26 protein-coding genes and 2 pseudogenes are annotated in these 24,061 nt (G+C 37.2%); 18 read left to right on the forward strand and 10 right to left on the reverse strand.

The features are described from left to right. The first annotated feature begins 15 nt into the window (after positions 1-15). From FA727_RS06655 to pepF, 3 genes are all read left to right on the forward strand, one after another. On the forward strand, positions 16-393 hold the full coding sequence (locus FA727_RS06655) for a nuclear transport factor 2 family protein (protein ID WP_136830130.1): 378 nt from the start codon (positions 16-18) through the stop codon (positions 391-393). A 120-nt stretch (positions 394-513) separates the two neighbouring features. Next, positions 514-879, forward strand: coding sequence for a PH domain-containing protein (locus FA727_RS06660; protein ID WP_126407533.1), 366 nt, complete (start codon positions 514-516; stop codon positions 877-879). A gap of 15 nt (positions 880-894) precedes the next feature. Beyond that, positions 895-2,682 carry an oligoendopeptidase F gene (gene pepF / locus FA727_RS06665; RefSeq protein WP_136830131.1) on the forward strand — a complete coding sequence of 596 codons (1,788 nt, stop codon included), beginning with the start codon at positions 895-897 and terminating at the stop codon, positions 2,680-2,682. 43 nt (positions 2,683-2,725) lie between these two features. Here the strand turns inward: pepF and FA727_RS24890 are convergent, their stop codons facing one another. After that, positions 2,726-2,848 (reverse strand): hypothetical protein, encoded by a 123-nt coding sequence (locus FA727_RS24890; RefSeq protein WP_281280856.1) that lies wholly within the window; start codon positions 2,846-2,848, stop codon positions 2,726-2,728. 93 nt (positions 2,849-2,941) lie between these two features. Here FA727_RS24890 and FA727_RS06670 point away from each other — a divergent pair, with 93 nt between their 5' ends. Continuing rightward, positions 2,942-3,682 carry a DUF2161 family putative PD-(D/E)XK-type phosphodiesterase gene (locus tag FA727_RS06670; RefSeq protein WP_136830132.1) on the forward strand — a complete coding sequence of 247 codons (741 nt, stop codon included), beginning with the start codon at positions 2,942-2,944 and terminating at the stop codon, positions 3,680-3,682. Positions 3,683-3,700: 18 nt separating this feature from the next. Here FA727_RS06670 and FA727_RS06675 read toward each other — a convergent pair whose 3' ends face one another. After that, on the reverse strand, positions 3,701-4,390 hold the full coding sequence (locus FA727_RS06675; protein ID WP_246041728.1) for a DUF1287 domain-containing protein: 690 nt from the start codon (positions 4,388-4,390) through the stop codon (positions 3,701-3,703). A 240-nt stretch (positions 4,391-4,630) separates the two neighbouring features. Between FA727_RS06675 and brnQ the strand changes: the two genes are divergently transcribed. The 3 genes from brnQ (at position 4,631) to FA727_RS06690 (ending at position 6,910) form a co-directional block, all read left to right on the forward strand. Beyond that, positions 4,631-5,989, forward strand: coding sequence for a branched-chain amino acid transport system II carrier protein (gene brnQ / locus FA727_RS06680; protein ID WP_136830133.1), 1,359 nt, complete (start codon positions 4,631-4,633; stop codon positions 5,987-5,989). 99 nt (positions 5,990-6,088) lie between these two features. Further along, positions 6,089-6,496 (forward strand): YxiJ family protein, encoded by a 408-nt coding sequence (locus FA727_RS06685; protein WP_136830134.1) that lies wholly within the window; start codon positions 6,089-6,091, stop codon positions 6,494-6,496. A gap of 12 nt (positions 6,497-6,508) precedes the next feature. Beyond that, positions 6,509-6,910: a DUF4275 family protein gene (locus tag FA727_RS06690; RefSeq protein WP_136830135.1), complete on the forward strand. Its 402-nt coding sequence runs from the start codon at positions 6,509-6,511 to the stop codon at positions 6,908-6,910. A 12-nt stretch (positions 6,911-6,922) separates the two neighbouring features. Here the strand turns inward: FA727_RS06690 and FA727_RS06695 are convergent, their stop codons facing one another. Both FA727_RS06695 and FA727_RS06700 read right to left on the reverse strand, forming a co-directional pair. Next, a complete protein-coding gene (locus FA727_RS06695) occupies positions 6,923-7,435 on the reverse strand; it encodes a hypothetical protein (protein WP_136830136.1) in 513 nt (170 codons plus the stop codon). Continuing rightward, positions 7,432-7,905, reverse strand: a complete 474-nt coding sequence (locus FA727_RS06700; protein WP_136830137.1) for a hypothetical protein — start codon at positions 7,903-7,905, stop codon at positions 7,432-7,434. Before FA727_RS06700 ends, FA727_RS06695 begins: the two co-directional genes overlap by 4 nt. Before the next feature lie 155 nt (positions 7,906-8,060). Here FA727_RS06700 and FA727_RS06705 point away from each other — a divergent pair, with 155 nt between their 5' ends. Next, the gene (locus FA727_RS06705; RefSeq protein ID WP_136830138.1) at positions 8,061-8,498 is read left to right on the forward strand and encodes a peptidylprolyl isomerase; all 438 of its coding nucleotides are present in this window, start codon (positions 8,061-8,063) and stop codon (positions 8,496-8,498) included. A 265-nt stretch (positions 8,499-8,763) separates the two neighbouring features. On the opposite strand, the gene FA727_RS06710 is transcribed toward FA727_RS06705, so the two are convergent. The 3 genes from FA727_RS06710 to FA727_RS06720 are packed head-to-tail and all read right to left on the reverse strand — an operon-like array spanning position 8,764 to position 12,035. Further along, entirely contained in the window at positions 8,764-10,377 is a 1,614-nt protein-coding gene (locus FA727_RS06710) for a PhnE/PtxC family ABC transporter permease (protein ID WP_136830139.1), read from the reverse strand. Continuing rightward, positions 10,377-11,129, reverse strand: coding sequence for a phosphonate ABC transporter ATP-binding protein (locus FA727_RS06715; protein ID WP_136830140.1), 753 nt, complete (start codon positions 11,127-11,129; stop codon positions 10,377-10,379). The genes FA727_RS06710 and FA727_RS06715 overlap by 1 nt, the downstream gene beginning before the upstream one ends. Positions 11,130-11,147: 18 nt before the next feature. Next, positions 11,148-12,035 carry a putative selenate ABC transporter substrate-binding protein gene (locus FA727_RS06720; protein WP_136830141.1) on the reverse strand — a complete coding sequence of 296 codons (888 nt, stop codon included), beginning with the start codon at positions 12,033-12,035 and terminating at the stop codon, positions 11,148-11,150. Positions 12,036-12,298: 263 nt separating this feature from the next. Here FA727_RS06720 and FA727_RS06725 point away from each other — a divergent pair, with 263 nt between their 5' ends. The 8 genes and pseudogenes from FA727_RS06725 (at position 12,299) to FA727_RS06755 (ending at position 19,384) form a co-directional block, all read left to right on the forward strand. Further along, positions 12,299-12,811, forward strand: coding sequence for a hypothetical protein (locus FA727_RS06725; protein ID WP_136830142.1), 513 nt, complete (start codon positions 12,299-12,301; stop codon positions 12,809-12,811). 311 nt (positions 12,812-13,122) lie between these two features. Next, on the forward strand, positions 13,123-14,313 hold the full coding sequence (locus FA727_RS06730) for a glycine C-acetyltransferase (protein WP_136830143.1): 1,191 nt from the start codon (positions 13,123-13,125) through the stop codon (positions 14,311-14,313). Between the two features lie 41 nt (positions 14,314-14,354). After that, positions 14,355-15,296, forward strand: coding sequence for an L-threonine 3-dehydrogenase (locus FA727_RS06735; protein WP_136830144.1), 942 nt, complete (start codon positions 14,355-14,357; stop codon positions 15,294-15,296). A gap of 189 nt (positions 15,297-15,485) precedes the next feature. Beyond that, entirely contained in the window at positions 15,486-16,592 is a 1,107-nt protein-coding gene (locus FA727_RS06740; protein ID WP_136830145.1) for a carbohydrate kinase, read from the forward strand. Beyond that, positions 16,592-17,503 (forward strand): pseudouridine-5'-phosphate glycosidase, encoded by a 912-nt coding sequence (locus FA727_RS06745; RefSeq protein ID WP_136830146.1) that lies wholly within the window; start codon positions 16,592-16,594, stop codon positions 17,501-17,503. The genes FA727_RS06740 and FA727_RS06745 overlap by 1 nt, the downstream gene beginning before the upstream one ends. Positions 17,504-17,915: 412 nt before the next feature. Beyond that, positions 17,916-18,881, forward strand: coding sequence for a diguanylate cyclase domain-containing protein (locus tag FA727_RS06750; RefSeq protein ID WP_136830147.1), 966 nt, complete (start codon positions 17,916-17,918; stop codon positions 18,879-18,881). A gap of 38 nt (positions 18,882-18,919) precedes the next feature. Then, positions 18,920-19,027, forward strand: a pseudogene (locus tag FA727_RS25425) (SMP-30/gluconolactonase/LRE family protein); the annotation flags it as partial. A 171-nt stretch (positions 19,028-19,198) separates the two neighbouring features. Then, positions 19,199-19,384, forward strand: coding sequence for a hypothetical protein (locus FA727_RS06755; RefSeq protein WP_136830148.1), 186 nt, complete (start codon positions 19,199-19,201; stop codon positions 19,382-19,384). Positions 19,385-19,446: 62 nt separating this feature from the next. Here FA727_RS06755 and selD read toward each other — a convergent pair whose 3' ends face one another. The 3 genes from selD to FA727_RS06770 all read right to left on the reverse strand — a co-directional run bounded on the left by selD (position 19,447) and on the right by FA727_RS06770 (position 22,009). Next, a complete protein-coding gene (gene selD, locus FA727_RS06760) occupies positions 19,447-20,499 on the reverse strand; it encodes a selenide, water dikinase SelD (RefSeq protein WP_136830149.1) in 1,053 nt (350 codons plus the stop codon). 64 nt (positions 20,500-20,563) lie between these two features. Further along, positions 20,564-21,550 carry a ketoacyl-ACP synthase III gene (locus FA727_RS06765; RefSeq protein ID WP_136830150.1) on the reverse strand — a complete coding sequence of 329 codons (987 nt, stop codon included), beginning with the start codon at positions 21,548-21,550 and terminating at the stop codon, positions 20,564-20,566. A gap of 108 nt (positions 21,551-21,658) precedes the next feature. Continuing rightward, positions 21,659-22,009, reverse strand: a complete 351-nt coding sequence (locus FA727_RS06770; RefSeq protein WP_136830151.1) for a hypothetical protein — start codon at positions 22,007-22,009, stop codon at positions 21,659-21,661. 344 nt (positions 22,010-22,353) lie between these two features. Here FA727_RS06770 and FA727_RS06775 point away from each other — a divergent pair. Together FA727_RS06775 and selA are read left to right on the forward strand one after the other, a co-directional pair. Next, positions 22,354-22,536 (forward strand): annotated as a pseudogene (locus FA727_RS06775) (Rdx family protein); the annotation flags it as partial. 87 nt (positions 22,537-22,623) lie between these two features. Continuing rightward, on the forward strand, positions 22,624-24,030 hold the full coding sequence (gene selA, locus FA727_RS06780; protein ID WP_136830152.1) for an L-seryl-tRNA(Sec) selenium transferase: 1,407 nt from the start codon (positions 22,624-22,626) through the stop codon (positions 24,028-24,030). Positions 24,031-24,061 lie beyond the last annotated feature (31 nt).

Raw genomic sequence — 24,061 nt, forward strand, 5'->3', positions numbered from 1 at the left:
TAATAGGAGGATGGAATGAAGGATATTAAAGATGTGCTTGTCGATTACATGCAAGCATGGAACGACGGCTTTGTGAGTAAGGACGGAGATATGATTCGAGAATTCATGTCCAAAAATTTTATCGGCTACTGGTGTCACGGTAATTTAAATAAGCCCGACGAATATGATTACCATTATGATGTTAATGGAGTTTTACAGCAATATGAGAATGCTGAGAAGAGCTTTGAACCATATTCCATTACAGAACGAAAAAATGGTGAGGAGTATTTAATTTTAGGAAGAGAAATCAATCGGATTAACGGAGAACCCTTTCCAGCACAATGTATGTTCATTTGGAGAAAAGAGCAAGAAAACTGGAAATTACTTAGAGAATATATTGAATTAGAAAGATGAAAGATTGGTTGAGGTCAAACTTGGTGATTCAGATCATCAAGTTTTTTCATTTCAAACCATTTGACATCAATAGACGAATATGGTCCTAATATATTATAGGAAAACATTGGAGGGAAGAACATGGCAGATTTAAGTACGTTGATGACATGGACTTTTTATGAAGAAACACAAGTACCAACAGATATCTATAACGTCTTAGTTGATGGAGAAAAGCCAGAGGTAGCCTACAAGACAGTGCGAGATGTAGCTGTGGTCACCAATAAAAGAATCATTATCGCAGACCGACAAGGAATCACAGGAAAAAAAGTCGAAGTATATACCATTCCATTCAAATCTATCATCATGTATTCTTCTGAAAATGGCGGAATGCTTGACTTAAATGCAGAGCTCGAATTATGGACAAAGGCAGGAAAATTCAAGTTGAATCTAAATAAAAAAGTGGATGTTCGTAAGTTAGATCGCATCATTGGGACATACATTTTATAAAAAAGGAGCAAACCTATGCAAACATACAAAACAAGAGAAGAAGTACCCGTACAAGAAAAATGGAACCTAGACGACATTTATTCTGAAATACATAAGTGGGAAGAAGATTTAAACACAATTGAGCAGCTTTCAAATGAACTAAAGAAATTTGATGGAGCTATCCAATCAGGGCAGGAACTGTTTCAATTTTTACGAAAGCAAGAAGAGCTATCGTATAAATTTAATCACGTCTTTCCTTATGCCATGTTAAAAGTTGATGAGGATACAAGAAAAACAGAATCTCAAACCTTATTGGACCGAGCTCGAAACCTTAGCGTGAAAGTCAGTTCAAACACATCCTTTTTCATGCCGTTTTTACTTGGATTAGATGAAGAGACTTTAAAAGGTTATATTGCTGAAGAAAAGGGACTTGAATATTTCGAAAAGGATTTATTCGAATCATTTCGTTATAAAGAGCATGTTTTAACAAAGGAACAAGAAGAGATTCTCTCCCAGCTAGGTGAAGCACTTTCAGCCCCTTCAACCACTTTCGGGATGATTAACAATGCTGATATTAAGTTCGGTGAAGTGACGAATAAAGAGGGAGAGAAAGTTGAACTAACAAGAGGGATGTATTCGAAGTTAATTGAAGATGAGGACCGTGAAAAACGGAAGGAAGCATACAAAGCTTACTATCAGCCTTATCTACAAATGAAGAATTCGATTGCTTCAACGCTCTCAGCAGCGGTTAAAAATAATGTCACAACATCTAAGATTCGCCGTTATCCGTCTGCTCTTGAGAAATCACTCTTTGGGGATATGGTTCCAAAAGAAGTATACGAAAATCTTATTAAAGCGACAAAAGAAAATATTGCACCGCTCCATCGTTATACTGAACTTCGAAAAGAGATACTTGAGCTTAATGAGCTAAGACAATACGATATGAGCGTTCCACTCGTAAGTGGAGTAAAGCAGGATATTTCTTTTGACGAAGCTTATGAAACGATGCTTAAGGCATTGGCGCCACTTGGAGAAGATTATGTCGAGACTCTCAATCAATTTAAGAGCTCTCGTTATTTTGATGTAAGGGAAACGCCAGGTAAACGTTCTGGTGCCTACAATTTAGGTGTATATGGAGTTCATCCATATATTCTTTTAAACCACCAGGATGATCTAGATAGCTTATTTACACTTGTGCATGAATGTGGGCATGGTGTTCACAGTAAGCTGAGCTCCCAATACCAGCCACAAATTTCAGCACGCTATAGCATTTTTGTAGCTGAAGTCGCTTCTACCGTGAATGAAGTGTTATTGATTCACTACTTGCTCGATCAAGAGAAGGATGAAAAGCTTAAGCGCTATCTATTAAATCACTTTATTGATAAATTCAGAGGAACCTTCTTTACTCAGGTTATGTTTGCAGAATTTGAAATGTTGACACATGAAAAAGCTGAACAAGGTCAACCGTTGAATGTAGAAGTATTCAATCAAATTTACGAAAGCTTATTCAAAGAATACAATGGAGATGCCTTAGTATTTGATGAGGAAGTAAAGTATGGCTGGTCCAGAATTCCACATTTCTACCGACCATTCTACGTATACAAGTACGCAACAGGATTTGCTTCAGCCATTCATATTGCTACAAAACTACTTGAAGGCGATGCGCAAACCTTAGAGTCGTATCTTGAGTTTTTAAAAAGTGGAAGCTCGGATTATCCACTAGAGTTATTGAAAAAGACCGGGGTTGATTTAACAAGTCCAGAGCCAATCAAAAATACATTATCGAAGTTTGCCGAACTAGTAGAAGAATTTGCAGGTTTATAAAGATAAAACGAGCCAAGGTCGATTGACTTTGACTCGTTTTCTTTCATTTGGATTCTTCTTTTTCACCCTCTTGTACCATACTTTTCACATCTTCTACGATTTCATCGAAGGCTTGATTGACTTTATCCATTAACTCCTGCTCATTTTTTTCATTATCCTTGCCCATATTGTTCACCTCCATTTATATTTTGCATCTTAAAGACAAATTTCTTTCATCATCATGTTATACTAACTTTCAGGAAGCATGAGGAGAATTTTTATGGATAGAAAAAATAAATTATACGAAGTCGATCTATTTAAACCCGTACAAAAGCATTTTACTAGTCTCGGATATGAGGTATATGGGGAAGTAAATGATTGTGATGTTGTTGCCATAAAGGAAGAAGAGCTCATCATTATCGAATTAAAGCTGAATTTAAACGTGGATTTACTCATTCAAGCAGCAAACAGACAACGGTTGACCGATCAAGTCTATATCGCCATCCCAAAACCGAAATATAAACGAAATTCTAAGAAGTGGCATGATATGTGCCATCTTATTAAAAAGCTTGAGCTTGGACTTATTATGGTTACTTTTTTAAAAAGTAGTGCAAAGCTAGAAGTGATTTTTCCACCTGGACCTTTTAACAGCAGATACAGCGTTCAAAGCTATAAAAGGAAACGCCAAAAGCTGATCGCGGAAATTCAGGGCCGTAATCTTAATAACAATGTTGGTGGGAGTAATAAAACGAAGCTCATGACAGCGTACAAGGAAAGCTGTATACATATCGCTTATTGCTTACAAAAATATGGGCCGTTAGCTCCGAAAACGCTAAGACAAATGGGAACAGGGGAGAAGACCCTTTCTATTCTTCACCAAAATTACTACGGTTGGTTTAAGAAAGTCGATAGGGGAATCTATACACTCAGTGACCAAGGAAAAAAAGAGTTAAAAGAATTCCCTCAGGCAGTTGACTATTATGCGTCAAAAACAGAAGAATTAGAGACGAAAAATCCTTAGTGCGTACTAAGGATTTTTTTAATACTTCCAACGGTAATGGCCAGCTATTGGGGTCTTAAATGAACTGAGTTTGACTTCAGAAGCAAACGGGGGATTATTATGTATGAAGTATGGAGTGCCATCTTTTGCTCGCTTATCAGATACAATTCCAACATGATGATAGCCGTCAAGAAATACAACAATATCTCCAGGCTGCCATTGTTGCAAATTTTCTACATCACCAGCTATAAGCTCGGTTGTTAACGATTCTGCAAATCTTTCAAAATAAACGGATTGATTCGGCACTCTACGAAAATCGATATTCGAATCAGGAATCCCATCCACTCGTGGATATAATGCGAGATTTTCAGCAATGTCTTCATCCATCAAATCTTTTAATAGAATGTTTGCTCCCATCAATCCTCGCCAAATCACATCTGTACAAACACCTTCACTATCAGGAGGGTAACCACCTTCATAATAATTGCTCTCATATTTAGTCCGTTCCTTTACCTCTTTACGCGCTGCGTAAACAATATCAAGAGGGTCAGGGATATCGTTATGGTTCTTGTCAGCTTCAGCATAAACAGAAGGGACCTGGACCTCTTTAGCAAATGGATTTTCTAAATGAATTCCAACATAGTCAAGTATCATTCCTTTACGAAAGAAAACGATGATTCCTATTAATAGAATGAGCATATATGCTAAAATTTTGGATTTAATTGACAAAAAATCACCTCCAATAATAAGACGTTCTAAGGCTCATAATAGTTTCATCAAGAACTGATATAATATTTTTACTATTTATAGTATAGTAATAATCTCCATGTAAATTGATAAAAATACAGTAAAATTATGTAATTTTAATAAATAATCAAAATATTTTAGAATAATATATTGTTTTTTCTGAAAAATAAATGTATTATTACATTATTCAAAAAAGAATCAACAACAGGGGAGTCAAAGCTTATGAAAAACAAACTATCGTTTTCATCCTATACGGTTATCGGAGTAATGCTATTTGCACTATTTTTTGGCGCAGGAAACCTAATCTTTCCTGCACAGTTAGGTCAAAATGCTGGAGAGAATCTTTGGCCAGCAGTGATTGGATTTTTAGTCACAGGGGTAGGACTACCGCTATTTGGTCTTTTAGCGATTGGTTATTCTGGAAGTTCCAATCTACAGGAACTAGCAAGTCGAATTCACCCGAAATACGCTGTGTTTTTTACAGCGTTACTATATTTAACGATTGGACCGTTTTTTGCAACACCACGTACAGGAACAGTTGCTTACGATATCGGGATTTCACCATTCGTTAGCGAAAGCTACACACAACTTGGTTTAATCATTTTTACAATACTCTTTTTCGGCATTACACTTTGGTTATCTTTAAATCCAGCCAAGATCGTAGACAACGTAGGTAAAATTTTATCACCAGGGATTATTATTCTTTTGTTTGTCCTACTCGTCATGGTACTTATAAACCCAATGGGTTCAATTGAAGCACCGCAAGCAGCTTATGCGAACGGAGCATTTGTGAAAGGGTTTATCGAAGGCTACAACACAATGGACGCTTTAGCATCCCTTGTATTTGGAATCATCGTCATTAATGCGATTCGCGGGATGGGCATAACGTCAAAAAGAGAGATTCTATCAGCTACAATTAAAACGGGCATTATCGCAGTTTCTTTACTTGCTATCATATACGTGGGTGTTGCTTACTTAGGTGCAACAAGCGTAGAAAAAATTGGTTTATTCGAGACTGGCGGACCAGTACTTAGCGAAGCATCTTCCTATTACTTTGGAACATTCGGTTCTATCATGCTAGCTGTTATCATCATCTTAGCTTGTCTCACAACCAGCATTGGACTTATCACAGCTTGTGGCGAGTATTTTCACACACTTTTTCCAAAGGTTAGCTATAAATCATTTGTCTGGTTCTTTTCTGTATTCTCATTTGTCATTGCGAATTTCGGATTAGCCAACATCATTACATTCTCTATTCCTGTCTTGATGTTCTTATATCCACTGGCAGTTACATTGATGCTTTTAGCCTTTCTATCACCATTATTCAATCACGCTAGAATCGTTTATATAGCAGCAACAGTTGTCGCTCTATTGATTAGTATTATTGATGGATTAAAAACATTATGTGATTCGCTTGAGATTGCTTACTTCAAATGGCTGCAGAACATCATTGATTTTTACTCAGATGTTCTACCATTGTACAATCAAGGATTGGGATGGTTATTACCAGTTTTAATTGCAGTTGTTATCTTCGGTGTCGCTGCTCGCATTCAAAACCTGAAGCCTGTAGAGATCAATTAAATATATCCAACAAAAATGACGTATTCAATGTACGTCATTTTTTGTATTCATTGATATCTTTTTACATTTTTTAACTCCATAATCATTTTGTATTGTAAAATGAAACAATACAGCAAAGAGGAGAGAAGATTAAAAATGAACCCTATCCTACAAAAACTAAATTCAATAAAACCTAATCTTGAAAAACCCTTTCCATATACAGATAGCTATAAAATACAATACGATTTTCGAAATGAGTTTTTAAATTTATCCGCAGAAAAGAATTGTCTAAATGCAGATTTCAATACGTATTGTATGAATATTGCGGGTACGTTGAGTTATGTTCTGAAAGGGAAAATAGATACAATTCCCGACCGACAAATTCAAATTTTACAAATGTCATTCTTTGATGTATTTAACCAGTATAAATTCATTGAAAACAAATATACACGCTATAAAGAATACTCTGAAGCATATCAAAACTATGAGGAAGCCAGAAAATTATTGTTACTACTAGTAAGGGAATAATCGGGGGACCAAATGGAGGAACTATTCACGATTCTTAAGAACAAAAATATGAGAGTAAGAGAACTTGATAAATGGGGGGCTTACTTAAGAAACCAATGGGAGAATCAATTCGTTGGTCATTTAAGCAACGAAGAGAGGTATAAGATTTTTTTATACGATGATCGATGGTCTTGCGGGTACCTATGGCATGTGTTCAGTTATAAGAGAAGGAAATGCCTTGAGGGAGCATCTGCCGAACAAAGTTTTGATCTGGAACCAAAGGGAGCATGTTATATTTTTTATCAACATTCAGAATATGCATTACTAGTTGAAGATGCTAGATTTTTAAGAGCCTCCGATTTGTTGAATGAAGAAGATGTGTATGTCGTTGATAGGGAGTTTAACTGGACTTTTGTTAATACGCATGAAAGCTAAGCGTAAAATGTATTAATCCATGTGACTAGCATGATTGGGCTCAGTCCATTTCTTCTTAATTAATTCATAATAGAGAGCAGTTGTCGTTTGAACAATTAGGAAAACAACGATCGAGTAGTAGATGTGATAGCCACTTTGATAGTGAGTAACTCCCATCAAGGAAGAGACTTTTTCCATCGCTAACCCGATACAAGTCCATCCTAGTATGTAGAATATAATCCATACGTTTCGAATACGCAGCACCTTATAAAAATAAACAAAAAAGTAACTAAAGGTAGCGAATAGAAAGTATGTTAATAAATCTGAGAGCTCATATTTATTTGAATCATTTACTTTATAATAATCAAACAATCCTCCTCCGAGGGTAAAATCAAACACAGTTGAAGTTGCAAAGCCCCACACTAAGAACAAGAGCATAAGTGGTCGTGGAAGCTTTTTCGGAAAAATATAGACAGCTAAATAAGCACCCAACAGCATCATAATAATGTATATTTCATTTTTATCATACGTTTCCCATAGCATCATATTTCTTCCACCACACCTCTCATCACTCGATGTATGATTTTATAAGCTCCAATAGCACAAATCATGAGTAAGAAATAATAGATGAAATCGAACCAATAATTCCACTGCAAAAATGTAATAATTTTTAGAGCCGTCGATAAACTCGCTATCCCAACAAGAATGATGACACTCGAGACAAACAACATCGCTTTTTGAATAAGCGTCGGTGTCCTTGTATAGACATTGACAAATATAAGAGAGAGAATAGGAATTCCCACACTTCGATTTAATAGATATGCGAGATACGGCGCTTTCTTTTCACTAAGGCTGATAAGATTAAATTCATCTATCACGAACCAGGAGTAATTAATACTAATAATAAGGATTACGAGATAAACAAATGTATTTTCGACAATATTTAAGCGCTTATGGATTACTGCAAATATAGCAACAAATAACCAGACGAGAAAGAAATAGACGACGAATTCCATTGTTTCCTCCACCGCTTTTTATTCTTTAGTATGGCAAGATGATAAAAAAGGAATGCATGAAAATTGTTTGAGTACTCCAAAGTCTGCTAACTTTTCTTTCTTGTCAACATCATGTATGATAAAGACTGATTCATTAGTATAAAGGAGTTGTCATTATGGCGAAAAAAGGATACATACAAATGCAAAGCGGGGAAAAAATCGAGTTTGATTTGTTCCCAAATGAAGCACCAGGAACTGTTGCAAACTTTGAAAAGTTAGCAAACGAAGGATTTTATAATGGATTAACATTCCACCGTGTCATTCCTCGTTTCGTAAGCCAAGGTGGATGCCCACACGGAACTGGTACAGGCGGTCCTGGCTACACAATCAAATGTGAAACTGCTGGAAACCCTCATACACATGAAGTAGGTTCTCTATCTATGGCACACGCTGGTAAAGATACAGGTGGAAGCCAATTCTTCATCGTTCATGAGCCACAACCACATTTAAATGGGGTTCACACTGTGTTTGGTAAAGTAACTTCCGGAATGGACACAGTACTTAAACACAAAGCTGGAGATGTAATGGAAAAGGTCGAAGTACTCGACGCATAAGAACAAAAGCGCAAGCGCCTTGCTCAGCCCCGACAAGCGCTGGAAGAACAGGTGATGAAGTTTGTTCTTCAACTTCATCACCTGTTCTGAAGCGACCAATGAAAAATTGAATTTTATTTTTCAAAAGAGGGGCTAGGCGCTGGAGCTAAACGTAGATACACTTTATAACATAGTTATCCACAACAGCGAAATCTATAATTCCCTAAATAATAACAAAAAACGAGAGAGCGGATTTGCTCTCTCGTTTTTTGTTAACAGTAAAACATTAATACCTCGCTGTTTTCCTAGCCCATTCGGAAATATAATCCGAAATCCACACGAGAATTAAATAGCACAATAACAGCAATGTAATATCCGTATAGTGGAAGAAGCTCATACTCAGCTTAAATTGTTGGCCAAGCCCACCAGCACCGACAAAACCTACAATAATCGTCGTTCTCATAATGACTTCCCATCGGTACAAAATATACGTCAGAAACTGAGGTAAGACAGAAGGGAGGACACCATAAATAAGAATCTGCGCTTTACTTGCTCCAGCAGATGCTAAATGACGAATCGGACGATTGTCCAAATCTTCAACAACCTCCGCGCAAAGCTTTCCGAGAATCCCGAAATTATGAAGGGCAAGAGCGAGAGCCCCTGGTAATATTCCTGGTTTTAGAATGAAAATAATCGCCATCGCCCAAACAAGTTCAGGAATCGCTCTACTAAAAATATAGCTTAAACGGATGATTCCAAAAGAAATCCATTGATACCAACGGCTCGTTAAGGTTAACTTTCCATTCGCTACATTTCGAGCAGCAGGCAATACAGTCAAGAACATGACTATCGTAGCAAAGCCAATTGCAATGACACTCATTCGTAACGTATCGTAAGTTAACGACAGCGCAGTCTTCCAGCTTTCCCAATTGAAAAATGCCGGATTTTCTTCACCAACCCCAAACATCCCGGAGAAGAATTTCTTCGCATACGTTAAATTTTTATCTGAAAAAAGCTCCAAAAAACTTGCTCTATCCACTATATAAATATAGCTCCATGCCCCAACTAGTAAGACCAGTGTCAAAAGAGAAGAGAATGGGATAAACCAATGCTTTGTTGTATGGTTCATTTTATTTCGTAAATGACTGCTCCAGCCATCTATCAATACAACGACTGCAATCAAGAAGAAGATAAAGGTCCAAACTTCATGATAATGTAAATCATCTAAAGATAATTGAATTTGGTAACCTAGTCCACCTAGACCAACGAAGCTCATTATCGCTGAGGAGCGGATTCCACATTCAAAACGATACATTGTATAACTAAGTATACCTGTTCGTACAATTGGAAAATAACCATAAAAGAATAATTGCCATCTAGAAGCTCCCGTTGATTTAAGAGCTTGTATCGGTTCTTTAGGCACATCAGCGAGCATATCGGCAAAAATCCGACCAAGAATGCCACCAAAAGGGAGAGCGAGCGCAAAAACGGCCGCATAAGGAGACAGTCCAAAGGAGGCAACAAACAACCAAGCCCAAACTAACTCATGAATCGCTCGTAAAAAACCGAGTATTCCACGAAAAATGGCCTTTAAAAATCGATTTTGAAAAAAGATTCCAGATGCCAGAATACCTAGAAAAAAAGCGATAATAATTGCTAACATCATCCCAGCAACTGCATAGGAAACAGTAATCCACGTCGATTCTAACGCTATTAATAAAATTTCACTTGATAAATCAGGAGTAAACAACGCACCTAGCATTTGACCTAATGTGACAAAGCCACCAGAGTGGAGGAGGTCACCATTCCAATTGACGGCAAACAAACTCCAGACAAACACACCAGCTAATACCAACGTTAAAAAAGATTTCTTGTGTAGCTGAAAAATCGATTTTCCCATTACATATGCTCCTTTAATTGATATAAAGAAGCTAAGTTTTCAGCTTGTATTTCATCAACAGGTAAGTCAAAGAAAACCGCTCCATCACGCAGGGCAATTATTCTCGTGAAATATTTCTTTGCGTATTCTACAGAATGGAGACTTGTGATTAATGTTTGATTTTCTTCAATAACAAGCTTCGTCAACATCGATAAGACATCTTCAGCTCGCGCCGGGTCAAGAGAGGCGACTGGTTCATCTGCGAGTATGATTTCAGGAGATTGCACAAGCAGGCGAGCTAATGCCACACGTTGTTGCTCACCACCTGAAAGATTAGCTGTTTTTTCATACAGCTTGTCCTTTAATCCAACACGCTCTAAAGCACGCAGCGCTAATGATTTCTCTTGTGGAAAAATTAATGACCATAATGATTTGAAAAATCCCCACTGACCTAATTTTCCTGCTAACACATTATGTACTACAGGAAGCTGGTGAACTAGGTCAAATTGCTGTCTAATCATTCCAATTTTCCTAGATAGCTTTTTACGATCATCTAACTCACTAGAACCTAATTCGTCGATCAAAATCTGACCTTCATCCGGCTTGATAAAAGTAGCAATTGTATTTAACAGTGTCGTTTTACCAGCGCCACTAGGACCAATTAAGGCAATACGCTCACCTTTTTTTACAGAAAAAGAAAGGGAAGATAAGGCTATCTTCCCCTCAAAATTGATTGTGACATTTTGTACTTCAATAATATTTTCAGATGCCATAGCATCCTCACCTCTAAACTACTTTATAATTCCTAACTGCTTTGCAACCTTTTCAATCGCAGCATAGTTTTCGTTCTTTGTTTCAATAAATTTATCCGTTTCAAAAATATCAAGCATTTCCTGCTGGTCAGCACCCATAGAAAGGAGGGCTTCCTTTACTTTATCCTTCGTGCCTTTGCCGAATACATCATCAACTGTATTAATAGTCCAGTTGTAATCATAGTAAGAAGGAGTTGTATAGAAAACATCAACCTTATTTAAGTCTACAAGGCCCTCTTCAACCGCACCTTCCCAAACAGCTTCATTTAACGCACCTGTTTGGAATGTGCCTGCTTCTACAAGCTTGTATGTTTTATCATGAGAACCAGAGTAGTTAGGCTCACCATCAAAATCCTTTTCAGGATCAATTCCATTTTCCATTAAATAATATCTAGGCATTAAATGTCCAGAAGTTGAACTTTCACTACCAAATGTAAAGCTTAAACCTTTAATATCTTCAATCCCTTTTAGGTTAAGACCTTTTTGCGCAATAAATACAGAATGGAACTCTTCATCACGAGGTCTTTGAGCAATAGCTTCAGAACCATCCACTAAACTCATTGCTTGTACACTTGTTAATCCACCAAACCACGCTAAATGAATTTCACCACGCTCAAAAGCTGTTACTAGAGCCGCGTAATCAACAGAGGGAACATACTCAACCTCTAAATCCGTTTTTTCTGCTAAATAATCCGCAATTTGATCCATGCTTCTATTTAAATCCGCAGCGTTCTGATCAGGAATAGCACCAATTTTAAATACTTCTTTTGGTTTTGATTCTTCTGTTGCTTTCTCATCTTCCCCAGAACAAGCAACTAGCCCGAACATAACAAGAAGAATAAGACTTATAGATAATAATTTCTTCATATAATCCTCCACTAATGTATAAATTCATCTCCTTTGTCATTATAGAAGAATAGAGTTTAAGTGAATAGAACTTTTCTATCTTTACCCATAGTAATTATCGATAGGTCAAAAAGTCACGTACAGTTTTTATCGATATCAACTAAATATAGTAGGATGGAATGGTATAAATGCAACTTCATGCCTGCAAAATCATCCCTTGTCCAAGCAGTATGAAAGAATCAACATAATCTGTTACAAAATTTCTAAAAGGCAGGTTATATTTTATGGGTCTATTGCTCAGTCATATATGTACCAATCCTCATTGTAACTGTCTTCCATTAAAAGAAAGACCAGAATCCATACTTTGCTACTTCGATGCACATGAATATCATCCAGGTATCATCATCCCCGTCTCAGAAAATACTATTACAATGTTGGAAGTAGAAATAATAACAAAAATGGACGACCAACGGGTGAGAATCGATGGATCTTTGAATTTAGATATCATTACTATATCCATGCTAGCATCATTAGGCATGAATGTTACATTACAAAGGAATGAAGTAGAACTATCAAAGATATGTATCCTTGGAAACTTCGAAAAGACTATTTATCCTTTGTTCTATTATGAATGGAAACCACACTTCACTTTTATTGATAGACCTGGCACAACAGGAACTTATCTTTACCGAATACTAGTATCCGCTCAAGAACCAAGTTTCAAGGTAACAGGAAATATCGTTTGGAATCGACAACTAAAAGCCATGTTATATCCTCCTGAGCCAAATGAATCTTAGTTCCATAGAAAAAGTTCTGTCCAAATAATCAGTTTAATACCGACATTTGGACAGACTCTAGATAATTATTTCAAGAAAAACCTTCATATACCATACTAGTTACCGTAGGGGAAGACTAGACTTTTTAACCAGCTTACAAAAAGATGCAATTAAAAAGCGGTCTAATTTCTGTCTTTTATAAGTGTACTTATGAAAAATTTATGATAAAGTATATTATCATAAACATTATCATATCAAGGGTTACAAGAATTAGGAGATGTCTACATAGCGTGGACAGTTGTCTACATATGAACAAATAGGAGGAGTTATGTATGTCTAGTAAAAGCTTAGATTCATTTTTACAACAAAACTTGGATGATTTAAAGGATAAGGGGCTTTATAATGTCATCGATCCTCTAGAAAGTCCAAATGGACCAATGATCACAATCGGCGGAAGAGAATTAATCAATCTGTCTTCAAATAACTACTTAGGACTTGCTACTGATCAACGATTAAAGGATGTAGCAAACCAAGCAATTGAAAAGTACGGTGTAGGAGCAGGAGCTGTTCGTACAATCAATGGAACACTAGACCTACATGTTCAATTAGAAGAAAAACTAGCTGAATTTAAACATACAGAAGCGGCGATTGCTTATCAATCAGGTTTCAATTGTAATATGGCTGCTATTAGTGCGGTTATGGATAAAAATGACGCCATTTTATCCGATGAGTTAAATCATGCATCCATTATTGACGGATGCCGTTTGTCAAAAGCAAAGATCATTCGTGTTAATCATTCGGATATGGATGATTTACGTGCAAAAGCAAAAGAAGCGACTGAATCTGGCCTTTACAACAAAGTCATGGTGATCACGGATGGGGTATTCTCGATGGATGGAGATATTGCGAAGCTTCCTGAAATTGTAGAAATCGCAGAGGAATTTGACTTAATAACATATGTCGATGATGCTCACGGTTCAGGTGTATTAGGAGAGGGTGCAGGAACGGTTAAGCATTTCGGTTTATCTGATAAAGTTGACTTCCAAATCGGAACGTTATCTAAGGCGATCGGTGTTGTTGGAGGATATGTCGCAGGGAAGAAGGACTTAATCGATTGGCTAAAAGTACGTAGCCGTCCATTCCTTTTCTCAACATCCCTAACTCCAGCGGATGTTGCTGCAAGTAAGAAAGCTATCGAAATCTTAATGGAAAGTACAGAGCTAAACGAACGTTTATGGGATAATGCTAATTACTTGAAAAAAGGTTTAGTAGAGCTTGGTTTTGATATTGGCGCAAGTGAAACACCAATCACTCCTTGTATCATTGGAGATGAATTAAAAACACAGGAGTTCAGTAAACGATTGAATGAAGAGGGAGTATATGCGAAATCGATCGTATTCCCAACTGTACCAAGAGGAACTGGCCGTGTGCGTAATATGCCATCTGCTGCACATACGAAGGAAATGCTCGACAAAGCAATTGCCATCTACGAAAAAGTTGGAAAAGAATTAGGAATTATTTAATCTTTTATAAAGAGGAAAGCAAGGTTTGGAGGACTAGCTAGATGAAACGAATTCTAATTACTGGGGCGCTCGGACAAATCGGTTCAGAGCTGACTGTTAAACTAAGAGATATTTATGGAACAGACAATGTTATTGCTACAGATATTCGTCCTGCAGAAGGGCAAGAAACAGGGCCTTTCGAAAGACTTGATGTGTCTGATAACTACAAAATGTATGAAATCGCGAAGAAATATGAAGTTGATACAATCATGCATATGGCGGCTCTTTTATCAGCAACAGCGGAAGCAAGACCAGTATTCGCTTGGAACTTAAACATGGGTGGTCTGATGAATGCCTTGGAAACGGCTCGTGAGTTAAATTTACAATTTTTCACGCCAAGCTCCATTGGCGCTTTTGGACCAACAACACCAAAGGATAATACGCCACAAGACACGATTCAACGACCAACAACGATGTATGGAGTTAATAAGGTCGCTGGAGAACTACTAGCAGATTACTATTATCATAAGTTTGGTGTCGACACGAGAGGGGTTCGATTCCCAGGATTAATCTCTTATGTAACGCCTCCAGGCGGAGGAACTACAGATTATGCTGTTGAAATTTATTATGAAGCAATTAAAAACGGCAAATACACTTCTTATATCGACAAAGGTACATACATGGATATGATGTACATGCCAGATGCTTTGAACGCTATCGTAGATTTAATGGAAGCAGATCCAGCTAAGCTTAAACATCGCAACGCCTTTAATGTGACTGCGATGAGCTTCGAGCCAGAAGAAATTGCAGCTGAGATTAAAAAGCATATCCCAACATTTGAAATGTCTTATGCTGTTGATCCTATTCGTCAAGGTATTGCCAACAGCTGGCCAAATTCCATCGATGCAACATCTGCTCAAGAAGAATGGGGCTTTAAAGCAAAATATGATCTAAAAGATATGACAGTCGATATGCTCGAAAAATTAAAATTAAAACTAGTTTAATCTAGCATGAAAACAAGTCTACCTCGTGTAGGCTTGTTTTTTTATGGCTCTTCTCCTAAATTTTTATTTCATTTAGAATTCAATAATTAATTCATATTTTAGAAAAAGATAGATTTTTATAAAAAAAAGAACTATTATATAAACATAAGTTTATAATCGCAAACAAATGTTTAAAGGCGAGGTGAAAAAATGTCAGAACAATTATCAGAAAAGGAACAATTTTTGCTGAATGAAATTCGAAGGAATCCCTATATCACACAGCAAGAGTTAGCTAATTCCTTAAATATTTCACGACCGACAGTGGCGAATATGATTTCCGGATTAATCAAGAAAGGCAAAATAATTGGCCGCGCATATGTAATCGCAGAAAACGAACCGATTGTTTGTATTGGCGGAGCTAATATCGACCGAAAATCCTATTTAAAGGAAATGGTTCGAATAGGGACCTCCAATCCTACAAGAACGACTCAAAGTGCTGGAGGCGTAGCAAGAAATATAGCTGAGAACCTGGGTCGGTTAGGAATGGACGTTTCCTTAATCACTTGCAGTGGGGAAGATGCGGACTGGAATTATATTAAAGAAGTTTCATCTCCTTTTATGAATCTAGACCAAGTGACACAGATTACTGACGAATCTACTGGTTCCTATACCGGTGTGCTAGATTCCACTGGAGAAATGGTCATTGCATTAGCAGATATGGAAGTCTATGAAACAATTACACCAGAACTATTGGAAAAGCAAGACGCTTTACTAAGGCGAGCAAAATGTATCATAGCTGATTTGAATGTTCCTAAAAGTACACTGGAATACTTGTGCGACTTTGCAAAAAGAGAGGAAAAGCCACTTATCCTGATTCCAGTATCCTCACCAAAAATGAAAAGATTACCGAGTGATTTAAGCTGTGTGACATGGTTAATTGCCAACCGAGATGAAACAGAAGCGTATCTTAATAAAGATATCCGAAATCACGAGACTTGGAAACAAGCTGTCCAAAAGTGGCTATCCTTAGGTATCAAGAATGTCGTGATTACAAAGGGAAAAGAAGGGGCAATGATCGGAAATCTCGATGAAATCATTCATATCCCAGCAATCGTATCAGAAAAAATAGTCGACGTAACAGGAGCCGGAGATGCGTTTAGCTCAGCAGCCATTTATGCATGGCTAGCAGGTAAAGATTTAAAAGAAATTGGACAAACCGCAACTGTAAATGCTTCTAAAACATCCCAATCCCCGTATACAGTACGACAAGAGCTTTCCGCAATTCAATTACAACAAGATTTGGAGGAAATTAACTAATGGAACAATATATCGTGTTATCTGAAGAAGTAAAGGCTGCCAAGGAGCAAGGAAAACCTATTGTTGCACTAGAATCAACGATTATATCTCATGGGATGCCATATCCACAAAACGTAAAAACCGCTCGTGAGGTAGAGCAAATCATTCGCAAAAAAGGGGCAGTTCCAGCAACCATCGCTTTAGTCGATGGTAAAATCAAAATTGGTCTTTCTGACGAAGAGCTTGAAATGTTTGGAAAAAGCACTGATGTAGCAAAAGCATCTCGTCGTGACTTACCATACTTACTGGCAACGAATAAAATGGGGGCAACTACTGTAGCGGCAACCATGATTTGTGCTGATTTAGCTGATATTCGCATTTTCGTAACCGGCGGAATCGGTGGTGTTCATAGAGGAGCAGAAACGACCATGGACATTTCTGCTGACCTTGAAGAATTAGCAAATACAAATGTTGCAGTGATTTGTGCAGGAGCCAAGTCCATTCTTGATTTAGGTCTAACAATGGAATACTTAGAAACAAAAGGTGTTCCGGTAATCGGCTACAAAACGGATGTATTACCATCGTTTTATACAAGAACGAGTGATTATGCAGTCAATTTTAAAGCTAACTCAGCAGAAGAAATTGCAGCAACTCTAAAAACAAAATGGGAACTGAATTTGAAGGGTGGGGCGGTTATTGCTAACCCAATTCCTGAAGAGCATGCAATGGATGAAGTTGAGATTACAAGAGTAATTGAATCAGCATTGCAGGAAGCTGACGAAAATCATATTTCCGGGAAAGATACTACACCATTCTTACTTGCAAAGGTAAAGGAGCTAACTGGTGGTAAGAGTCTTGAGTCGAATATTGAACTAGTGAAGAACAATGCACGCTTAGGAGCAGAGATTGCATTAAGTTTTTACAAAAAGTAAGTCGATTCAGAGGACTATGTTCGTCATAGGCCTCTGTTTTTTTGTAGAATCTCGAGTTAATGAATAATTTATATTCAATTAACATTATCTAAATAATCGGGTGTTATAGTTGAATTACAGAAGACAGAATATTCTAGTTAGAATAGGATGTGTTAAAGATATGGTTACGAAAGTAAGCATTAACTTTTTACTGATTATGACACACTTTTATTTATTTTAAAATAATTATTCCTAAAAGAATGAACTTGAATGTACCCTACCAGCAAACAATTTGCTGGTTTTTTTAATTGTAAATCTATCTTCCTTTCGGAAAATTTACAAACAACAGTTCATTTATATAGTATAATGTTCCTAAAATTACTTTACTTTCTATATATTGTCAAAAATATAGGTAGAAAGGGATGATTTCTATATGTATTTGGCTATAGGAGAAATAGTCGAAGAAATACCCATTATAGCTCAATCGAGACGTTGTGAAGAAATACATAATATTTTTTCACTAAACGCTACTTTAGATGGAGTGATAGTATGCGAAGATGAGAGAGCGGTTGGGCTTGTCATGAAAACCAAGTTCTTTCAAAAGCTTTCAACCAAATATGGTTTCGATCTATTTATGAAACGGACGATTGACTTAGTAATGGACGTCGATTTCTTAGTAGTAGAATCTTATTTGAACGTAACCGAAGTAAGTCACCTAGCCATGAATAGAGCAGCAGAAAGCATGTATGATTTTGTTGTCGTAACGAAGAATGGTCGTTACATTGGGGTCGTCAGTATTAGAGATCTGCTTTTGAAACTATCGGAAATTCAAATACATATTGCAAAGTATTCGAATCCTTTGACTGGTTTACCTGGTAATTATGCTATTGAAGAGGAACTAAATAATCTATTAGCTACACAACAATTTAGTGTTTTCTATTTTGATATTAATTTCTTTAAGTTTTTCAATGATACATTCGGTTTCAAACTAGGGGATGAGTTAATTAAAGAAACAGCAAGAATAATATCGAATACATTTATATCAACCACAAGCCCATCGTTTGTTGGACATATCGGCGGAGATGATCTTATTGCTAGTATTCAAGATTATGATGTTGATAGACTTTGCATAGATATCCTCCAGCAATTTGATACATATGTGAAAAAATATTATTCCATTGAAGAGCTTAGTGATGGATATATACGAGGATTAAATCGAAATGGAATAATAGAAAATATCCCATTGGTCAGTTTGTCGATTGCCGTGGTACAGAATAAGAACATGACTATCTCTTCAGTCAATGAACTAAGTACCATTGCCGCAAAAGTAAAAAAGCAATGTAAAACCATTAAAACAAGCGCCTATATATTAAATGAAGGACGCGTGAGCGAGAGGTAGAAAAGGGATTTAACGAAAGCTTTCAAGAGGTGGTTAGCTTGGCTAAATCGATAGAATTAGTTCTAAATATACGAGCGACCTTAGGCGAGAGCCCTGCTTGGAATCACAAGAACCAATCATTATACTGGGTTGATATCTTAGAAAGGAACAACTTCAAAAGTATCCATATTCAGGTGGGCTTTTTAGAATCCGATTGGATATAAAGGGATCAGTGACTTATTCCTATAAGGGGTAAGCGTTAATTTCTGCCTTAAAGAGTTGCAATATTTTCTGTATCGGTTAGAATTTGGTATTAAATAGACAGCTGAGGTTTAACCATGAAGAAATACAAATTGAAAAAAGCTTTTAAAGGGAAAAAGAAGGGAACTCGCTTTTACCTAGTTGCTGAGTCAGAGTTTATTGGTGTAAAAGAGTTTGTTTTACGAACGAACGATTTAACTGAGCGATTCAGTATCTCAGAAGCGGAGTTAAAAGAGTACTTTTTATTTTTAGGCCATGTTTGACAAAGTCGATGCAGAAGAGTAAAAAGGACATTACATTTAACACGTAATGTCCTTTCATTTCTTTATCGATTCACATAGATAAGCTTTTCTTTTTTCTCGGTTACTCTTCCAATAATCGTAGCCACTTCGAGACCCGCTTCATGTAGAGCCGTTACATATTGACGGGCTTCCTCTTCAGGTAATGCTACTAAAAGTCCACCAGAAGTAATCGAATCACACAAAATGAGCTGTTCTTCTAATGAAATATCCTCATAATGAACATCATTTTCTAACCATTTATGATTAGATTTTGAGCCACCAGGGACGACACCTTGCTTCGCTAGCTCTAGTGTACCTTCTAAAATCGGAACAGCAGATAATGAAATTTCTAAAGTCACATTACTTCCAGTTGCCATTTCACTCCCGTGACCTAAAAGGCCAAAGCCAGTTACATCTGTTACAGCATGTGGAGAAAATTGATGTAGAGGTTCAGCAGCCATCTTATTCAAGCTCACCATCACATCTGTCACGATTTTCTCTTGTTCCACGGTAACAGCTTCACGCTTAATACCAGTTGTCATAATGCCGACACCAATTGGTTTCGTTAAGACCAGCAAGTCACCAGGCTGGGCGCCAACATTTTTCCAAATACGTTCAGGATGTACAATACCTGTCACGGAAAGCCCGAACTTCGGTTCCTGGTCATCGATAGAATGACCACCGATGGTTACCGCTCCAGATTCGACAACTTTGTCACTTGCTCCACGTAAAATCTCAGAAAGAATATCTGGACCAAGTTTTTTCACAGGGTAGCCAACAATATTCAGGACTGTTTTTGGTGTTCCACCCATTGCATAGACATCACTTAAAGCGTTCGCCGCAGCAATCTGTCCAAACATATATGGATCATCCACAATCGGAGTGAAGTAATCAAGGGTTTGTACAAGGGCAATGTCTTCAGTTAATTTATAAACCCCAGCATCGTCACTCGTTTCGTGACCGACAAGTAACTCAGGGGTAGGGTCGTGCTTTGGTAAAAGACGCAGAACCTGCGCCAGGTCCTCAGGACCAATTTTACAGCCTCAACCAGCTTTCGTTGAAAATGAAGTAAGACGAATTTTTTCTTCTTCTCGCATGTTGTCCACCTCCAATAATCAGTATACAGTTATCGAAAGGGAAAAGCACTTTTAAAGGATGTGCTTAGTATTTTAATAACATCGCAACAAGCTGATAACCGCCACCAATGGTCCAGAAGAGAACCGTATCGCCGCGTTTAATTCTACCTGTTTCAATCCCGTCATAAAAAGCCATTAATGGACTCGTTGTTCCTGTGTAACCATAGCGGTCACCTACATACATAATCTTATTTTCATCTAAACCATAGTGTTCTTGAATAGTTTTAATATTAGCGATCGAAAACTGAGAGAAGCAATAAGCATTTAAATCTCGCATCGTATAATTATTTCTTGATAAAATCGTTTCAAACATTTCGTAGGTAGGAGGCATTGCGATACTTCCATCAAACGGAATCCATTGCATCGATTGATCTTGTTTTTCCTTAATTGCACCTGATAACCCATGACGAGGGAAGTTTGTATTCGTGCTCGTAACAGAATCAGTAAAGTAAATGGAATCCATAAAACCTGTATCTTCTTCTGTCTTTTCTAAAATAACAGCACACGCAGCATCACCAAAGTTCGCATATGTAATTTCTTCTTCCGGATTGCTCATAAGTGTATTGTAATCAGAACCAACCACAAGTGCAGTTTGGACATGAGGGTTTGACATCATATAGCGGGATGCATAATCGATTGCTACGAGCATTCCTGCACAGTTCGCATTCGTATCCAACACTTGCGTTTGATGACCCGCTTGGAGCATAGCGTGTAGTTGAATAGCATTCGATGTCGCTAAGTATTCAGGTGTTTGCGAGGAGAACATGATGATATCTAATTCTTGACCTGATAGACTTGCTTTTTCTAAAACAAGTTTCGAAGCTTCATAAGCCATCGTGAGACTTGATTCATTGTTATCATTAATCACATAGCGATTTTCTCGCCCTAAAATATTTTGTATGAAATTCGTAGAATCGCGCCCTTTATTTTTGAAGTGGTCGATAAAGAACTCATTATGGATGACATGTTCTGGATGATAGATCGCGATTTCTTTAATTTTAATATTTACCATGATGACTAACTCCTTTTCTATTGAAAAAAAACAAGACTGCTTGAGCCTTGTTTCCAATATTAATAGTGTCTCAGCTTTAGCAAAGCGCTAAAGAGAGCAAGTTTAAGTTTAGATTTCTTTTACTTCTGCATTTGTGAAGCCAGTGTTCTTAAAGATTCTATTTAACTGCATTTTAAGAATTGGGTTTTTCTTAATCGAAACAACCAGTTTTTCAAATCCAGTTTGTTGATACATCCGAATGGTATTTTCTAAAGCTGGCACCATTTCCTGTGTAAGAACATCCATGTCCGTTGAATCAGCATTCAAAGTAAATTCACTTGCATTGATACTTTTTGCTTTTGTAGTATAATCAGAAACAAATTCTTGTACTTGCTCAGGAGTAAATGTACCCACTATTACAAGATCAACTGTTTTTTCTACACGATTCACATTAATAGAGAAAGATCCTTCTTTAGCCATATTCCAAACCCCTTTAATATGTATTTTTAGAGAAAATTTCCTACTCCAATTATTGCTAATTATATAAAACGGATGAGTCCATTGGAATAACGTTTTGACAGAATATTATCTTAGTAGAATAATTGGTACATAAGTCATGGTATAAAAGACATATATTTATAATTCATTCGACCTATTTTTGTTCAAAATCAAAAAAATTGTCACACGCTGACCATTTATCATACAATAGCGGTAATCACATCTATGAACTTTTTGTGAATTTTTTTGCGGATTACGAGGAGGAGCATTACATGAATCGTTATGAAGTTACTATTGAATTCTGCATGCAATGAAACTTTGCACCGAAAGCCGCGGGTCTCGCGGAAGAATTATTTACTCATTTTCGTTCCGAAATTAGCAATATGAACCTTATTCCAAGCTCAGGCGGAGCTTTTGAAGTAACGGTAAACGGTGAGAAAATCTATTCCAAGCTCGATACAGGATTATTTCCAAAGAGCGACGATATAATTGCTAAAATGGAAGCTTAAATACGAAAGAACCTCGTCCGATGGATAGAGGTTCTTTTTATTTGGTATAATGGGGCTGGGGATAGCATTTGATGGAGGGTTCTGAATATGAAGCAATTAGTACGCTACTTACCGGCTGTTCATGAAATACAAAAAGAACATAGATTTCATGAACTAATTAAGGAATTTGAAATTACAGAACAGCATTTAACAAAACTAGTAAAAGAAATACTTGAACAATACCGCAACTTATTATTACAGGAAAAATGGACTGGCCCTAAGCCAGGAAATCAAGATTTCATTCAGTTCTTGTTTATAGAACTCAACGAGAAGCTTAAAAATCAATTCCAGTACACATTAAAGCAAGTCATCAATGGAACCGGAACGATTTTACATACAAATTTAGGTAGAGCACGAATGAGCGACAGAGCCATTGAGCATGTCGTTGAGACAGCAAAATCCTATTCCAACCTTGAATATAAGCTTGAAGAAGGAGAGAGAGGCTCCCGTCACGCTCATGCCGAAAAATTAATAAAGGAAATTACAGGTGCTGAGGCTGCAATGGTCGTGAATAATAACGCAGCTGCTGTTTATTTGATATTACGAGAACTAGCACATAACAAAGAAGTCATTGTATCTCGTGGGGAGCTTGTCGAAATTGGTGGCTCATTCCGCATTTCTTCTATTATGGAGGAAAGCGGGGCTAACCTTGTAGAAGTTGGCACAACAAATAAAACACATCTACAGGATTACGAACGAGCCATAAATGAAAACACAGCAATGCTGATGAAAGTACATACGAGTAATTTTAAGGTGATCGGTTTTACAAAATCAGTAGGTACAGAAGAGTTAGCCCAGCTTGGAGCTGCTCATGAAAATGTTTTATTTTATGAAGATTTAGGAAGCGGGGCTCTTTATAATTACCAGAAACATGGCATCGGAGAAGAGCCTGTCGTTAGTGAAGTCCTGGCCAAAGGAGTCGATATCGTATCCTTTAGTGGTGATAAGCTTCTTGGTGGACCTCAAGCTGGCATCATCGCCGGAAAAAAAGAACTCATTGATCGTTTAAAAAAGAATCAGCTCGCTCGTGTACTTCGAGTAGACAAATTGACAATAGCTGCGCTAGAAGGAACGTTAATTGATTATCTAAAAGGGGAAGAGAGCATCAAAAACATTCCTGTTGTACGCGATCTGTTAACGAGTAAAGAAACGTTAAAAGAAAGAACCGAGTCTTTTAAAAAGTCGTTATTAGCATTAAGAACCAAGTTTGAAGTTCATAGCGAAGAAAGTGTAAGCCAAGTGGGAGGAGGTACAATGCCTGATGTGGAGCTCCCAACGTACGTTGCCGTCCTAAGGCACCAGTCAATGTCTGCCGAACAGGTGACACGTAAACTAAGAACGGAATTTACACCAGCAATCATTACTAGAATCCAAAAAGAAGAAGTCATTATCGATTTACGGTGTATGACTGAAGAGGAAGAACAAATTGTTCTTCAAGCATTAAGCTCATTATAAGAGGGAAGCTGTTGTTCATTGAAACAACAGC

This window comes from Robertmurraya kyonggiensis, from assembly GCF_005116465.1.
GTDB classification, from domain to species: domain Bacteria; phylum Bacillota; class Bacilli; order Bacillales; family Cytobacillaceae; genus Robertmurraya; species Robertmurraya kyonggiensis.

Excerpts from the sequence above, each read along its gene's own strand:
- FA727_RS06655 (WP_136830130.1), top strand. The coding sequence starts at position 16 with ATGAAGGATATTAAAGATGTGCTTGTCGATTACATGCAAGCATGGAAC.
- FA727_RS06660 (WP_126407533.1), top strand. The coding sequence starts at position 514 with ATGGCAGATTTAAGTACGTTGATGACATGGACTTTTTATGAAGAAACA.
- pepF (WP_136830131.1), top strand. The coding sequence starts at position 895 with ATGCAAACATACAAAACAAGAGAAGAAGTACCCGTACAAGAAAAATGG.
- FA727_RS24890 (WP_281280856.1), bottom strand. The coding sequence starts at position 2,848 with ATGGGCAAGGATAATGAAAAAAATGAGCAGGAGTTAATGGATAAAGTC.
- FA727_RS06670 (WP_136830132.1), top strand. The coding sequence starts at position 2,942 with ATGGATAGAAAAAATAAATTATACGAAGTCGATCTATTTAAACCCGTA.
- brnQ (WP_136830133.1), top strand. The coding sequence starts at position 4,631 with ATGAAAAACAAACTATCGTTTTCATCCTATACGGTTATCGGAGTAATG.
- FA727_RS06685 (WP_136830134.1), top strand. The coding sequence starts at position 6,089 with ATGAAACAATACAGCAAAGAGGAGAGAAGATTAAAAATGAACCCTATC.
- FA727_RS06690 (WP_136830135.1), top strand. The coding sequence starts at position 6,509 with ATGGAGGAACTATTCACGATTCTTAAGAACAAAAATATGAGAGTAAGA.
- FA727_RS06695 (WP_136830136.1), bottom strand. The coding sequence starts at position 7,435 with ATGATGCTATGGGAAACGTATGATAAAAATGAAATATACATTATTATG.
- FA727_RS06700 (WP_136830137.1), bottom strand. The coding sequence starts at position 7,905 with ATGGAATTCGTCGTCTATTTCTTTCTCGTCTGGTTATTTGTTGCTATA.
- FA727_RS06705 (WP_136830138.1), top strand. The coding sequence starts at position 8,061 with ATGGCGAAAAAAGGATACATACAAATGCAAAGCGGGGAAAAAATCGAG.
- FA727_RS06710 (WP_136830139.1), bottom strand. The coding sequence starts at position 10,377 with ATGGGAAAATCGATTTTTCAGCTACACAAGAAATCTTTTTTAACGTTG.
- FA727_RS06715 (WP_136830140.1), bottom strand. The coding sequence starts at position 11,129 with ATGGCATCTGAAAATATTATTGAAGTACAAAATGTCACAATCAATTTT.
- FA727_RS06720 (WP_136830141.1), bottom strand. The coding sequence starts at position 12,035 with ATGAAGAAATTATTATCTATAAGTCTTATTCTTCTTGTTATGTTCGGG.
- FA727_RS06725 (WP_136830142.1), top strand. The coding sequence starts at position 12,299 with ATGGGTCTATTGCTCAGTCATATATGTACCAATCCTCATTGTAACTGT.
- FA727_RS06730 (WP_136830143.1), top strand. The coding sequence starts at position 13,123 with ATGTCTAGTAAAAGCTTAGATTCATTTTTACAACAAAACTTGGATGAT.
- FA727_RS06735 (WP_136830144.1), top strand. The coding sequence starts at position 14,355 with ATGAAACGAATTCTAATTACTGGGGCGCTCGGACAAATCGGTTCAGAG.
- FA727_RS06740 (WP_136830145.1), top strand. The coding sequence starts at position 15,486 with ATGTCAGAACAATTATCAGAAAAGGAACAATTTTTGCTGAATGAAATT.
- FA727_RS06745 (WP_136830146.1), top strand. The coding sequence starts at position 16,592 with ATGGAACAATATATCGTGTTATCTGAAGAAGTAAAGGCTGCCAAGGAG.
- FA727_RS06750 (WP_136830147.1), top strand. The coding sequence starts at position 17,916 with ATGTATTTGGCTATAGGAGAAATAGTCGAAGAAATACCCATTATAGCT.
- FA727_RS06755 (WP_136830148.1), top strand. The coding sequence starts at position 19,199 with ATGAAGAAATACAAATTGAAAAAAGCTTTTAAAGGGAAAAAGAAGGGA.
- FA727_RS06765 (WP_136830150.1), bottom strand. The coding sequence starts at position 21,550 with ATGGTAAATATTAAAATTAAAGAAATCGCGATCTATCATCCAGAACAT.
- FA727_RS06770 (WP_136830151.1), bottom strand. The coding sequence starts at position 22,009 with ATGGCTAAAGAAGGATCTTTCTCTATTAATGTGAATCGTGTAGAAAAA.
- selA (WP_136830152.1), top strand. The coding sequence starts at position 22,624 with ATGAAGCAATTAGTACGCTACTTACCGGCTGTTCATGAAATACAAAAA.